Consider the following 13,054-nt stretch of genomic DNA (forward strand, 5'->3'; position numbering starts at 1 on the left):
GCAAAGATCCAGGATCAACGGTGATGACAGGCAACGAGCTGGCCACCATCGCGTGGCGTCAGCTCCGGCTCGACGGTCTTGCAGACCTCGGTCGCCAGCGGGCAGCGGGTGTGGAATGGGCAGCCGGAGGGCTTGCGGGTGGCGCTAGGGATATCGTCATTGCTGGCGCTGAACTGGTGGCGTTTGCGCGGATCATGCGACGGCGCCGAGCGCATCAGCAATTCGGTATAGGGATGGATGGGGTTGGCGAAGATCTCAGTTTTCGGGGCGATCTCCACGATACGCCCCAGATACATCACCGCCACCCGGTGGGAGATGTATTCGACCACGCCCAGATCGTGCGAGATGGCGAGGTAGGACACCCCCAGGTCGCGCTGCAGGTCACCCAGGAGATTGAGGATCTGCGCCTGCACGGACACGTCGAGCGCAGACACGGGCTCGTCGCAGACGATCACATCGGGATTGAGCGCCAGGGCGCGGGCAATGCCGATGCGCTGGCGCTGACCGCCGGAAAACTGATGGGCAAAATTGTCGGCTTGGTCGGGGCGCAGCCCCACGCGCTCCATCAGCTCGGAGACCCTGGCCTCGCGCTCGGCCTTGCTGCCGATCTTGTGGATGTCGAGTGGCGCGCGGATGATATCCTTTACCCGCTGGCGCGGGTTAAGCGAGGAAAACGGATCCTGAAACACGATCTGCATCCGCCGGCGGTAGCTTTTGAGCGCCCTCCGGTTAAAGCCGCGAATCTGATGGCCGTCGAAATTGACCACGCCGCCGGTGGGCTTGACCAGGCCCATCAGTGCCAGGCCGGTCGTGGATTTGCCGCAGCCGCTTTCCCCCACCAGGCTCAACGTCTCGCCCTTGCCCAGGGAAAAACTGATGCCGTCGACGGCTTTGACAGCACCCACCTGACGCTGCAGCACCCCGGCGCGGATGGGAAAATGCACTTCGAGATCGTTGACGCTCAGCAGCGGCGTAGCCTCAGGCTGCATCATCGTGCTCCCAGCATGCGGCCCAGTGACCCGGGTATTTCTCTGCGAATGGCGGCCGCTCCTCGAGGCAGCGCGCCGAGGCATTGGGGCAGCGCGGAGCAAAGGCGCAGCCCTTGGGCAGGTCCCACAGGGGCGGCACGGTGCCAGAGATATCGGCCAGCCGATCGCCGGCCTGGCTGGAGGCGCCGGCACGCGGAACGGCCCCCATCAGCCCGATGGTGTAGGGATGAAAGGGGCGATCGAACAGATCATAGATGCTCGCCTCCTCCACCTTGCGGCCGGCATACATGACGATGACGCGGTCGGCGACTTCAGAGACTACACCAAGGTCGTGGGTAATGAGGATCTGCGCCGTGCCGAGCCGCTTCTGCAGGTCCGAGATCAGGCCCAGGATTTGCGCCTGGATGGTGACGTCAAGCGCTGTGGTGGGCTCGTCGGCGATGATGATCTTGGGGTCGCACGCCAGCGCCAGGGCGATCATGGCGCGCTGGCGCATGCCGCCCGATAGTTCGTGCGGATACTGCCCCGCACGCCTCTGTGGATCAGGCATCTGCACCAGTTGCAACGTATCGATGGCCTTGACCATCGCCTCCTTGCGGGAGCAGCGCCGATGCTGGCGCACCGCCTCGGCGATCTGCTCGCCGATCTTTAGCACGGGGTTGAGCGCGGTCAGCGGCTCCTGGAAGATCATGGCGATCTGCTCGCCCCGGAAGTCCTCGACCTGCCGTTCGCCCATGGCGAGGAAATCAATGCCGTCGATCAGGATCTTTCCTGAAGCCACCTTGGCCGCCTCGGGCAGGAGGCGCAGCAGGGCGAGCGCGGTCATAGACTTGCCGCACCCGCTTTCGCCCACAATGCACAAGGTCTCGCCCGCGCGCACCGAAAGGTTCATGTCAGAAACGACCGCAAACGGGCCGTTGCCGCCGCGGATCTCGATTTCGAGGTCCGAAACCTGAAGCACCGGAGCCTGGGAAGCCTGTGCCGTGACACTCATCGCCGTCGTTTCCTTGCCTTGGCGCATGCAGCCGGCCTCGATTAGTCCGTCGCTCCGTCGAGATTGCCGACCATGTAAGCGTAGTCGCCGCTCTGCACGAGATTGCGGGTCAGGTGCTGCATGATCATCACGCCGTTGGCAAACGGGGTACTGATCTCTTCGAGCACCTCGAAATTATAGGGGCTAACGACGCGGCCGAGCAGCTGGTCCCCGGTGATGTTTTCCCCGTTTGCAGGCGCCAGCGTCTCGATCCAGCCGCCCTGGCTGGGGCGGATGCCGGCCAGCTCGTTGACCACGATCTGCTTGGGGCGGGGAGCCACATCGCCGGGGATCGCGCCCTTCAGGCGCAGCATGTTGAGCACGCCATCGACAGTGCGCTTGATATAGGGGGTCTGGTCAACGATGCCGCCACCGAGCTCGATCACCGCGACCGGAATGTTGCGCTGGTCGATGGTGACCGACTTGGTGGTGCCGCCGAACACGGTGCCCTGCTTGTTCTCGACCGGACGGTAGAGAACCGTGGAGCCGAAGGCGCGCGACAGCGGCTCGTCGTTCCAGATGTAGACATAGTCGACGGTTGGGCGATCGGTGCCGCTGTGGAGGTCGATATGAACATCGATAACATTGAAATAGTGCTCGGTCAGGGCATGGGCGAGCTGCTGGCTGTAGGTGCCCTTGGGGTTGCCCGGGAACTGGCGGTTGAGATCCACCTTGTCGATGGTGGCAAAGCGCTCGTTGACGGCGAAGGCGGACGGATTGGCGACCGGTAGCAGCAGGATGCGGCCCTTGATCGGCATGTCCTTGAGCAGGCGGAACAGTTCGAGAATGGCCTGCGAGCCGGTGTTTTCGTTGCCGTGGATCGAGGCGGATATACCGATCGTAGGACCATCCTGTTCACCGACCAGTTCATGCATGAACAGCACGGCGTCGCTGCCATCCGCATTGGTGGTGAACTTGGGCCGCAGCTGGTTGATGGACTTTACCATTCGAGTTTTCCTTGTCTTATTTGGTCTTGCCTGCACCGCGCGAAAGCTGGCGAGGATCGAGGACGTCCCTGAGCCCATCGCCCAGAAGATTGAAGCCGAGCACCGTGAGCATGATCGTGGCGCCCGAGACGATGGAGAGCCATGGCGCATCGCGCATGAAGCGGGTGCCGTAGGCCAGGGTCCAGCCCCAGGTCGGAGTCGGCGGCGGCAGCCCGAAGCCGAGGAAGCTCAGCGCCGATTCCGCGATGATGGCCGTGCCCAGTCCCAGCGAGGCGAGGACGATGATCGGGCCCAGCGCGTTGGGCAGGATTTCCTTGAACAGAATCCGCAGCGGGCTGGCCCCCAGGGCGCGGGCGGCCTGTACATAGTTCTGCTCACGCAGCACCAGCGTGGTGGAGCGCACCACTCGGGCATATTCGGTCCAGGCCACCACGATGATGGCAAAGGATACGTTGAGCACGCCGGGACCCAGCACCGCGACGATGGCAAGGGCCAGGACGATGGCCGGGAAGCCGAGGAAGATATCGGTGATGCGCATCAACACCTGGTCGACCCAGCCACCAAAGTAGCCTGCGGCAAGGCCGAAAATGGTGCCGATAAGCGCCGAACAGACCACGGAGATGATGGCGATGGTGAGGGAAATGCGGGCGCCGAACACCATGCGCGACCAAAGATCGCGGCCGAAATTGTCCGTGCCGAGGATATGTTCGACCGTGGGCAGGGCGAAGCGATTGCGCATGTCCATTTCCTCGACGCCATGGGTGGCCACGTAGGGAGCAAAAATGGCGCACAGGATGATGGTCAGGGTAATCAGGCCGCCGATGACCAGCGAGGTATTGCGGAGAGCTTTTGGAAGACGCATGGCCATCATCCGAGCCGGATCCGCGGATCGACCACGGCGTAGAGAAGATCGACCACCAGATTGATTAGCGCATAGACCAATGCGAAGGTCAGGACGATGCCCTGAATCAGGGGCAGGTCACGCTGCGAAATGGCAGCGATGGTCAATTGGCCAAGTCCCGGCCAGGCAAAGATGGACTCGGTGATTACCGCGCCGCCCAAAAGCGCGCCGAAGCGCAGACCGATGACGCTGAGCACCGGCAAGAGGGCGTTGCGCAGCGCATGGCGCACGACCACCCTGCCCCGCCGCAGGCCCTTGGCATAGGCGGTCCGCACGAAATCTTCACGCAGGACCTCGAGCATGGAGGCGCGCACCAGCCGCGAGATGATGGCGGCTGAATTGGCCGCCAGCGCCAAGGCCGGTAGGGCGAGATGGGTCAGGGAGTCCCACAAAAGCTGCGGGCGACCGGTAATGGCAGCAAACAGCGCCTCGTGCAGCGGAACGCCCCGGCCGATAGCCGGTAGCCAGCCCAGCTGCACCGCGAACAGCAGCATGAGCAGCAGGCCTAGCCAGTACACGGGCATGGACACGCCGAGCTGCGCAAAGAGCATGGTGACGGTGTCGATCCAGGAGCCCTGCCGAATGGCGGCTAGGACCCCCAGGGTCATGCCGATCAGCGTGGCGATGATCAACGCGACGACCGCGAGCTCGATGGTGGCGCCCAAGCGCCCCAGGATGACCTCGGAGACCGGTTGGTTCTGGAAGATCGAGCGACCCATGTCGCCCTGCAGCAGGTCGGTGAAATAGCCCCAGAGACGAATATACCACGGGTCATTGAGACCCAGCGCATTGCGCAGATTCGTGATGGCCTCAGGGGTAGCGTCCTGCCCGAGCAGGACGGCCGCCGGGTCCCCGGGGATCAGCAACAAGAGCCCGAAGGTCACTACCACCATGCCGATGGCCATCGGGATTAGGAGCAGCAGTCTGCGCGCGACATAGGCTAGCATCGCTGTTCCTGCGCTTGGATAAACTCGACCTTAGGCAATGACGATCTCATCGACTTTGCGCGTGAACTTAGTGAGGCTTTCGGGACCCTCGGGCGTGACGAGGACGGTGTCGGCCAGGCGGAAGCCACCCAGGCCCGGGACGTAGAGCGCGGGCTCGGACGAACAAACCATGCCGGGCACCAGCACCGTGTCGTCGCCGCCTTCGACCCACGGAGGCTCGTGGAACATCACGCCCATGCCGTGGCCGACGCGATGCAGGCAGAACCTGCTCATCCCCGCGTCGCGGATAAAGGCCAGCGCCGCATCGTCGGCAGCCGAGCATCTGGCACCGGGTGTCAGGCCGGCCGTACCGATGGCCTGCGCCTCCTGGGCAACGGTATAATACTTCTCCTGCTCCTTGCTGGGTTCGCCCAGGATGAAGGTGCGCTCGCTTTCGGCAGCGCGGCCGCCGACACGGCACCCCAGGGACAGGATCATGCTTTCGCCTCGCTGCGGGCGATGGTCCGATGGCATGCCATGAGGAAAGGCGGAGCGTACCCCGGAGTAGACGAGGCCCCCGGCAATACCCTGCACCAGCATAACTTCGTCGTGCTCGCGATACATGGTGTCGAGTGCGTGGCGGATGATGTGGGATTCGATCTCGATTTCGCTGGGCATGGTGCCGCCGCTGCGCAGAGCCTCCGCAATTAGGGCCACGCCCGCACCGACCATGGAGTCCGAGATGCGGGCCGCTTCGCGCTGCAGCACCAGCTCGTCGGGGCGCTTGACGAGACGCATCTGCGCAACGATCGCCGAAGCCTCTACGGTGGCGTTGGGAAAGGCCGCCTGGATCTGGGGCACGCGGACCAGGGAGATGCCGGGGGAATGGGCGACGACGCCCTTGATGTCGCCCAGGGCACGGCCCAGCACAGTGAACGGCCGGACGCGGCCGGGAAACTCGAAATAGACGACCAGCTCGGCTGCCGTGTGCTGTTCTTCGGCATGATGACGCTCGAGTTCGGGCACAAGCAGAAAGGCATCGGTCTGGGTCAGCGCAAACACTACCGGCCGCTCGGTGGTGTAGTGCGAAAATCCGGTGGTATAGATGACGTCGTCATTGGCATCGAGCAGCAGTACGTCGACGCCGGTCTCGGCCATGCGCGCACGAATATCGCGGTGGACGGCAGCATAGTAGTTGGCGCTCAGCCGCTGGGTGAATCTCATGACCAAAACCTTGCGCGGATGGATGCCCTGCCGGGGCCGAAGCACCGGCAGGACTTGGGGTCGGGTTAGTCGGCTAAGCCGATGAGACCGCGCAGATTGCCGCGTGGCGTGGCCTGAACTTCGACAGGGATGTCGTTGGCATAGAACAGCTGGTAGCCCTGCGCCGAGATCACGTAGTAGGGCAGCTCTTCGGCCAGAATGGTCGCTGCTGCCTGGTAGGCGGCGGCCCGTTCTGCCTGGTCGAGCGTGGTGCGCCCTTCCTGGAGCAGCGCGTCAACCTCGGGGTTGGAATAGCCACCCCAGTTGGTCGGACCATCCGTGGTGAACTGGGCAAACATAAGTCGATCAGGATCAACTATGTTGAGCCAGCCCAGCAAGGCAATCTGGTGCATGCCCTTCTGTACGTAGTTGGTCGAGAACGAGGGCCAGTCGGTGATCTGGGCCGCGGCGCGGACGCCGGCCGATTCGAAGATCGCCTGCAGGTATTCCACGGTCTGCACGCGGTTGGGGTCTTCGCTGTGCGTGGACAGGGTCACTTCGAGATCCTGGCCATCCTTGTCTAGTATGCCGTCCGCATTGCTGTCGGTCCAGCCCAAGGCGTTGAAATCGGCGATGGCGCCTTCAATGTCGAAGGTTGGCTGCGAAATCGTGTCTGAATATGCCCAGGAGGATGGCAAGAGAATCGAGTTCGTAATCTCGTCCACGCCCTGGTAGATATCATTGACGATGGTCTCCTGGTCGATGAGCTTGGCAAAGGCCGTGCGCATCGCCGGATCGGACAGCAGCGGGTCATTGGTGTTGAAGTTGATGTAGTTGATGCCCAGACCTGCGGTGATGACGCCGCCGAACCGGTCATCTGCTTCAAGACGCTCGATGTCCTGGGGCGATAGCGGGGACTGGATGACGTCGAGATCGCCTGCTTCAAATGCCTGCGCCCGCGCCGAATTGTCACCGATGATGCGGATGGTGACGTTTTCGATTTCAGGCGCACCACGCCAGTAGTTCTCGTTGGCTTCGAGCACGATCTCGCTGCCGCGGTCCCACGACACCAGCTTCATTGGACCAGCGCCGACAGGGTTAAGGGCAAGATCGGCGCCGCCCTCCACCAAAGCCTTGGGCACGATGCCGATATCGAGATAGCTCAGCAGCGGCGCATAGGGTGCGCTCAGAGTGAACTTAACGGTCAGCGGGTCGAGCGCTTCCACCGCGCTGATCGGGCTATAGAGCGCACGCTGCGGAGCGTTAAAGTCGGGGTCGACGATGGTGGTATAGGTGAACACCACGTCTTCCGCCGTCAGTGGGCTGCCGTCCGAAAAGGTCAGGTCGGGCCGCAGCTTGAAGATAAAGGTTGTTGGGTCGGGATTTTCCCAGCTTTCAGCCAGGTCGGGCACCGGCTCGAGCGACGGAGTGATGTGCACCAGGCCCGAATAGATCAGGTCGGCTGTGCGCGCAGCGGTGGTGTCACGCGTCAGTCGCGGATCAAGCGTGCCCGCATCGACGTCGGCGCCGACCACCAGGGTCTGCGTATCCTGCGCCACGGCCATCTGGGCCGGCATGAAGCTCAGTGCCACGATGGCGCTGGTTGTTAGAAGAAGAGTTTTCATTCCCTGTTCCCTTTTGCTTTCATTGTCAGGAGGCAGCGCCCATCGACTCCCCGGTGCGTGCACCGGACAGTCTCGCTTCCTCAGCGGCACGCCGCTGCCGAAGATCGGCAAGATGCGGCGCGAGCGTATTTTCCAGCGCACCCGGGTCTGGCGCGTGGCGATATTCGAAACAGCGAACATTGACCCCCACGAGGTCGGCGACATGGTCGGCGCCGGAGGCGTAGACCACGGCATCGCAGCTGGCGATGTGCTCGCCCAACTCGGGCGAGGATGACCAGGTTACGCGGATATCGGACACGTGGGGCGCAAACTCGCGCACGCTGGGGCGCATGATGGCGATGTATTCCTGGAAGTGCGTCACCGCCACGATACGGCTGCGCGGGTCAAGTCCGGCGAGACGCTGGCGCGTGCTCTGCGAGGGGATGAAGCGCAGCCCGAGCACGCTTTCCACACCCACAAGCGCCCGCACCTCGGCTTCGCGATGGGCAAAGGTGATGACCAGATCGGCAGCGGCGCAGGCGTCGCGGGCTGCGCCCGGCGCGCGAAGGCTGTCCAGCGTCACCAGGGCTATGGTGTCGCTGGCGGCAAGCGTGGGGCGGATCTGCTCGACATAGTCGCGACCCGGGACCTCGAAAATGCAGACAAACACCACCGACAGGCCAAGCGTCGGGCGGCGGAGCTGGGATTGCGCGTTGATCATCGACACCAGCGCCATGGTGGAGACGCCGAGCGCCTCAGCCTTGCCGATGACCGCCTCAATGTCGGCACGCAGCGTGTTGATGGGCTGGCGATCATTGGCTGCGCGCGGATCGCGCGTGGTGAAGGCGCCCAGGCCTTGGCGCATCTCGATCAGGCCCTCGTCGCGCAACTGCTGGTACACCTGGCTTACAGTCATCGGCGCCACGCCGATGTCCGCAGCGAGCTGGCGCACCGACTGCAGCTTGGTCCCATAAGGCAGGTTGCCGAAGGCCAGCGCATAGCTGAGCAGACCATGCAGCTGCGTTCCCACCGGGACCGGGAGCGACTTGTCGATGCTGGATGCGTCGATGGGGAACATGCGTTCTACCAGGTTAGTACACGCCGAGCCTATCACCGCTCTTTCGAAGCGCAATAGGGCATGAGGTATTTCTGTCCAGCATTTGCAATGGCTGAAAATCTATGCACTTTTGAACCGAGACCGGCCTGAACTCATGCTCCCGCTTCCATGCGGTGGTGCCGTGAGGGCGTGGCGCGCAACCGGAACAGATCGAGGCGGTGTACTAATGGACTATGTCAATCTCGGCCGGACAGGTCTCAAGATCTCTCGCCTCGGACTGGGCTGCATGACCTTTGGCTCGCCCACCTGGGCGCCATGGGTGCTCGATGAAGCCGGCTCGACACCGATCCTGCACAGGGCCGTGGATCTGGGGATCAATTTCTTTGACCTGGCGGACATGTATTCGGCCGGCGAAAGCGAAGTGGTTGTCGGTCGGGCTCTCGCCGATGTGCCGCGCCACAAGCTAGTGCTGGCCACCAAGCTCTACAATCCCATGAGCCAGGACCCCAACGATCGCGGCCTGTCACGCAAGCATATCTTCGAGGCGGTCGATGGTAGCCTCAAACGCCTTGGCACCGACTATATCGACCTTTACCAGCTCCACCGCTTCGATTACGAGACGCCGCTCGAAGAGACGCTGGACGCACTCAACGATGTGGTGCGCGCCGGCAAGGTCCGGTATCTGGGCGCCTCCTCCATGCATGCCTGGCAGTTCATGAAGGCGCTTGGGCTGCAGCGCGCCCATAGGTGGGCGCCGTTCGTGTCCATGCAGCCGCACTACAATCTGATCTATCGCGAAGAAGAGCGCGAAATGCTGCCGCTCTGCCGCTCGGAAGGCGTCGGCGTCATTCCCTGGAGCCCCCTTGCCCGCGGCCGCCTTGCGGGGCGCCCCGCCGACGCTTCGACACGCTCCAAGACCGATAAGACCGCCGGCGCGCTCTATGATCGCTCCGCGGAGCAGGACGACGCGGTCGTGGCGGCGCTGCGGCAAGTGGCCGAGCGCCATAGGCGACCGCTGGCGCAGATCGCTTATGCCTGGGTCGCTAGCCGCCCCGGCATCACCGCACCGCTGGTCGGCATTTCCAAGCTGCATCAGTTCGACGATGCCGTTGCCGCCCTCGACATCGTGCTGACGGACGAGGATGTCGCAGCACTCGAAGCGCCCTACCATCCTAAGCCGGTCGCCGGACATCATTGACCTCCAGACGCGAGACAACAGCATGAAAATCGGCACGGAGTTGGCAGAGCTGACCGCCGGAATCGACGCCCTTTATCGCAGGACGCCGCGTAGCGACGGCTTCTTGGACCAGGAGGGGCTGATCCCCGTCGCCGTGGCCGAAGTCAAGGCACGTCCGCTCGCCGATTACGACGCGGCCGTGGACGCCCTGCTCGCCCTGCACGATCGGTTGGATGGGGAGGCGGAAAGCGCCCTGCGGCGTGATTACCTGGGCGAGATGATTGACTCCCTGCTCACCCTTGTCGCCACCTTCAAGGAAGAGGACGTGTCCTTTGCCGACCGGGTGCGACGCCAGATCCGCGTCCCGACGCAGAAGGTGAGCGAGGACACGCTGGACGGCTATCGCCACATCATTCGTGACAAGCTCAACGAGATGGGCTTTGGCGGCGGCCCTCTGGCCGAGGATCTGGGGCGCTGGGAGGCCAGCGTGCTGGTGCCGCGCGACCAGGTGCTCGACACCATGCGGGATCTGACGCTGGAGGCGCGCCAGCGCGTCTCGGCCACCATGTACCCCATGGACGACCAGTGGATGGACCCGGTCGGTGTTTCCGACAAGCCGTTCTCGGCCTATTGCGATTATCCCAGCCGCAAGGTGCTGATGAACCTCGACTTCCCCTATACGCGCTTTTCGCTCAAGCACCTGTCGACCCACGAAGTGTTTCCGGGGCACTTGGTGCATCTGGCGCTGCGGGAAAAATATGTCGCCCAAGGCACCATGCCGCTCGACGGCGCGCAGGTGGTGACCAGTTCGGCCAGCAGCGCCCTGTTTGAAGGCATTGCCGACAACGGCATGTACTTCCTCGACTGGATAGAGGGGCCGGAAGACGAACTCGGGGTTGCCCTGCAGCGGCTGCGCGGTGCTCTGCGCTGCAACGCAGCCTGGATGATGCATGCGGAAGGCAAGACGCTCGACGAGATCGTTCCGGTGATAGCCGAAGGCGGGTTCCAGGATAGCGTTACGGCCCGCTCACGCCTGGCGTTCTTGGGCCATCGGCTACGCGCTCCCTTCGTCTACGCCTATTGGTGTGGCGACATGGCCGTGCATGATGTCTGGGCGACGGTGCCGACAGAAAGGAGGGCTGAGTTCTGGGCCTACCTCTACAGCAATATGCTCACGCCTACGACGCTCAAGAAGCATTGGGTTTGAAGCCTGGAGGACATAGAGATAATACGCCATGTTACTCCATCGCGCGGTTCGCAACAGGCCCCGACCAGGCCTATCTGGCCCGGTGCAGGCCACGGTGGACGCGAGGTTTTTCGCGGTGATGATCGCACGTTCTCTGCCTCGCCGAGTCGCTTAGGGCTTCCAACCTAGGTGGCCACGTAATTACTTCCGAACCAGATTACCGCTCCCCGCTGAAGAACGACGCAGAAAAGTGGTGCTTCGAAGTGCTTCGCCGTGGCAGCGGTAGACGGGGTTAGTTCGTCCGAGCTTCCCGCCAGCCGTTTCGTGTGTGGTGTCACTGAAACGCCCATAAGCCCTCTCCGGTCCGAGCGGATCAGCCAGTGAGAGAAGCGTTTTCCCGGCGAGCGAAGAAAGTTTTCGTTCAGCGCCATTCCCTCCGCCATTTACCCGACGAAAGCTGGCTCATAGACTAGCGCACTCGATTGCGTCCACCTCAGCGACCCCGTAGGAGGGAAGTGTTGTTGCTGGGTCAGGTAAAGCCAATGTCTGTCTTCTTGTTTATCGGGAGTTCAAACCGTTCGAAAGAAGCGATACGGCAGGATGCTGGTATCGCCATCTTCCGCTTCGATGAAGACACTCTGACGGCTGATCCGGTACTGACCGAGACTGGGATCGACAATCCCAGCTATCTGACGGTGGACCAGCAAAGCGGCATCCTGCTGGCCGTCTCAGAGGTAGAGGCCTGGAGCGAATGCACGCTCAGCGCCTATCGGTTTGATCCGAAGGCTGGAAAACTCACCTATCTCAACAAGCAGCCCACCCGTGGCAGCAGCACTTGCCACGTCGGCTTCCTTCCAGGTGGACGCGCGGGAATCGCCAATTACGGTTCGGGCGAGCACGGACCGGAACAGGCGATTTGCCTCTATTCTATGGGGGAGAACGGGCATCTGGGTGCGCCTGAAACGAGTTTTCGACACGAGGGGCCGACGGGACCCGCCAAGGAGCGGCAGGACCGCAATCACGCACACTGCCTTGTGCCGACGCCTGACGGCCGCTTTCTCCTTGCCGTTGATCTGGGACTCGACTGCATCATCGGCTACTCGGGGACACCGCCCCATGAGGCTTTCCGCGCCCAAACACCGGCGGGATTCGGCCCTCGGCATCTGGTTTGCCATCCTGACGCAGGGTTCGTTTATGTGCTCAATGAACTGAAGCCGTTCGTCAGCGTTTTCCGGCTGGCGGAAGATGGCCTTGTCCATCTGCAAGATGTCGCGGCGCTGAGCAATCCTTCGGCGGAGCCTGCCTGGGGCGCTGGCATTCAAACCTCTAGGGATGGCCGTTTCCTTTATGCGTCCATCCGGGGCCAGGACTGCGTCAGCGTTTTTCAGATCGAAGAAGAGGGACGCACTCTGTCACTCATGCAATCCATCGCAACGGGTGGCAGATGGCCCCGCGATTTTACGCTGACCCCATCTGGGCGCCACCTATTGGTCGCGAACCAGCATAGCGACACCATGACGATTTTCGCGCGCGACGCTGAAAGTGGACATCTCACGATGATCGGAACACCGCTTGCGGTGCCTGCGCCACAATGCGTCAAGTCGGTTGAGTTCAGCTAGGGAGCTCCAGCCGCACCGCTATGCCGGCTGAGTGATCCTATCGCGAACCGTCTTGGCCGGCGCGCCGCTCATTGCGTCCTTGAGTTGGGCGCTGGGCGTGAAAACGACAGTCAACCGGGGCGCGATGCGATGCTCGGTTCCCGTTCGCGGATTGCGACCCACCCGTTCTGCCCTCGAGCGTACCTGCAAAGAGCCGAACGCTGTTAGTTTGACCGTTTCGGCCGACATCAAGGCCTGACCGATTTTCTCGAACATTGATTCGCTCACGGCCATGACGTCGGCCTTCGACAATCCGGTCCGGTGCGCTGCAGCCTCCCCCAACATTGCGCGGGTCACGGTCTTGGCCACTTATCTCCTCCTATTAAATTCACGGGAGGAACTTAAATGCCTATCATACCATCAGCAACCATTT

Annotated in this window: 12 protein-coding genes; 3 read left to right on the forward strand and 9 right to left on the reverse strand. The window is 62.7% G+C overall.

Annotated features, from left to right (window positions below):
- Positions 1–14: 14 nt before the first annotated feature.
- From QOV41_RS19250 to QOV41_RS19285, 8 genes are all read right to left on the reverse strand, one after another.
- Positions 15–989: an ABC transporter ATP-binding protein gene (locus QOV41_RS19250; RefSeq protein WP_284581384.1), complete on the reverse strand. Its 975-nt coding sequence runs from the start codon at positions 987–989 to the stop codon at positions 15–17.
- Positions 979–2,010: an ABC transporter ATP-binding protein gene (locus tag QOV41_RS19255; RefSeq protein WP_284578588.1), complete on the reverse strand. Its 1,032-nt coding sequence runs from the start codon at positions 2,008–2,010 to the stop codon at positions 979–981. The genes QOV41_RS19250 and QOV41_RS19255 overlap by 11 nt, the downstream gene beginning before the upstream one ends.
- A 14-nt stretch (positions 2,011–2,024) precedes the next feature.
- Complete coding sequence (locus QOV41_RS19260; protein ID WP_284578590.1) at positions 2,025–2,969, reverse strand: succinylglutamate desuccinylase/aspartoacylase family protein; 945 nt, start codon at positions 2,967–2,969, stop codon at positions 2,025–2,027.
- A gap of 16 nt (positions 2,970–2,985) precedes the next feature.
- Positions 2,986–3,831 carry an ABC transporter permease gene (locus QOV41_RS19265; protein ID WP_284578591.1) on the reverse strand — a complete coding sequence of 282 codons (846 nt, stop codon included), beginning with the start codon at positions 3,829–3,831 and terminating at the stop codon, positions 2,986–2,988.
- Between the two features lie 5 nt (positions 3,832–3,836).
- Entirely contained in the window at positions 3,837–4,817 is a 981-nt protein-coding gene (locus QOV41_RS19270; RefSeq protein ID WP_284578592.1) for an ABC transporter permease, read from the reverse strand.
- A 30-nt stretch (positions 4,818–4,847) separates the two neighbouring features.
- Entirely contained in the window at positions 4,848–6,020 is a 1,173-nt protein-coding gene (locus tag QOV41_RS19275) for a M24 family metallopeptidase (RefSeq protein ID WP_284578594.1), read from the reverse strand.
- Positions 6,021–6,085: 65 nt separating this feature from the next.
- The gene (locus QOV41_RS19280; RefSeq protein ID WP_284578595.1) at positions 6,086–7,624 is read right to left on the reverse strand and encodes an ABC transporter substrate-binding protein; all 1,539 of its coding nucleotides are present in this window, start codon (positions 7,622–7,624) and stop codon (positions 6,086–6,088) included.
- A 25-nt stretch (positions 7,625–7,649) separates the two neighbouring features.
- Complete coding sequence (locus QOV41_RS19285; protein ID WP_284578597.1) at positions 7,650–8,681, reverse strand: GntR family transcriptional regulator; 1,032 nt, start codon at positions 8,679–8,681, stop codon at positions 7,650–7,652.
- A gap of 205 nt (positions 8,682–8,886) precedes the next feature.
- On the opposite strand from QOV41_RS19285, the gene QOV41_RS19290 reads away from it, so the two are divergent.
- The 3 genes from QOV41_RS19290 to QOV41_RS19300 all read left to right on the forward strand — a co-directional run bounded on the left by QOV41_RS19290 (position 8,887) and on the right by QOV41_RS19300 (position 12,642).
- Complete coding sequence (locus QOV41_RS19290; RefSeq protein ID WP_284578598.1) at positions 8,887–9,858, forward strand: aldo/keto reductase; 972 nt, start codon at positions 8,887–8,889, stop codon at positions 9,856–9,858.
- Positions 9,859–9,880: 22 nt separating this feature from the next.
- Positions 9,881–11,044, forward strand: coding sequence for a hypothetical protein (locus QOV41_RS19295; protein ID WP_284578599.1), 1,164 nt, complete (start codon positions 9,881–9,883; stop codon positions 11,042–11,044).
- A 521-nt stretch (positions 11,045–11,565) separates the two neighbouring features.
- Positions 11,566–12,642 carry a lactonase family protein gene (locus QOV41_RS19300; RefSeq protein ID WP_284578601.1) on the forward strand — a complete coding sequence of 359 codons (1,077 nt, stop codon included), beginning with the start codon at positions 11,566–11,568 and terminating at the stop codon, positions 12,640–12,642.
- 18 nt (positions 12,643–12,660) lie between these two features.
- Here the strand turns inward: QOV41_RS19300 and QOV41_RS19305 are convergent, their stop codons facing one another.
- A complete protein-coding gene (locus tag QOV41_RS19305; protein ID WP_284578602.1) occupies positions 12,661–12,990 on the reverse strand; it encodes an HU family DNA-binding protein in 330 nt (109 codons plus the stop codon).
- Positions 12,991–13,054 lie beyond the last annotated feature (64 nt).

Origin of the sequence: Devosia sp. RR2S18 (assembly GCF_030177755.1) — a bacterium.
GTDB classification, from domain to species: domain Bacteria; phylum Pseudomonadota; class Alphaproteobacteria; order Rhizobiales; family Devosiaceae; genus Devosia; species Devosia rhizosphaerae.

Bases quoted from the DNA above. Each gene is read 5' to 3' on its own strand.
- QOV41_RS19250 (WP_284581384.1), bottom strand. From the start codon at position 989: ATGCAGCCTGAGGCTACGCCGCTGCTGAGCGTCAACGATCTCGAAGTG.
- QOV41_RS19255 (WP_284578588.1), bottom strand. From the start codon at position 2,010: ATGCGCCAAGGCAAGGAAACGACGGCGATGAGTGTCACGGCACAGGCT.
- QOV41_RS19260 (WP_284578590.1), bottom strand. From the start codon at position 2,969: ATGGTAAAGTCCATCAACCAGCTGCGGCCCAAGTTCACCACCAATGCG.
- QOV41_RS19265 (WP_284578591.1), bottom strand. From the start codon at position 3,831: ATGCGTCTTCCAAAAGCTCTCCGCAATACCTCGCTGGTCATCGGCGGC.
- QOV41_RS19270 (WP_284578592.1), bottom strand. From the start codon at position 4,817: ATGCTAGCCTATGTCGCGCGCAGACTGCTGCTCCTAATCCCGATGGCC.
- QOV41_RS19275 (WP_284578594.1), bottom strand. From the start codon at position 6,020: ATGAGATTCACCCAGCGGCTGAGCGCCAACTACTATGCTGCCGTCCAC.
- QOV41_RS19280 (WP_284578595.1), bottom strand. From the start codon at position 7,624: ATGAAAACTCTTCTTCTAACAACCAGCGCCATCGTGGCACTGAGCTTC.
- QOV41_RS19285 (WP_284578597.1), bottom strand. From the start codon at position 8,681: ATGTTCCCCATCGACGCATCCAGCATCGACAAGTCGCTCCCGGTCCCG.
- QOV41_RS19290 (WP_284578598.1), top strand. From the start codon at position 8,887: ATGGACTATGTCAATCTCGGCCGGACAGGTCTCAAGATCTCTCGCCTC.
- QOV41_RS19295 (WP_284578599.1), top strand. From the start codon at position 9,881: ATGAAAATCGGCACGGAGTTGGCAGAGCTGACCGCCGGAATCGACGCC.
- QOV41_RS19300 (WP_284578601.1), top strand. From the start codon at position 11,566: ATGTCTGTCTTCTTGTTTATCGGGAGTTCAAACCGTTCGAAAGAAGCG.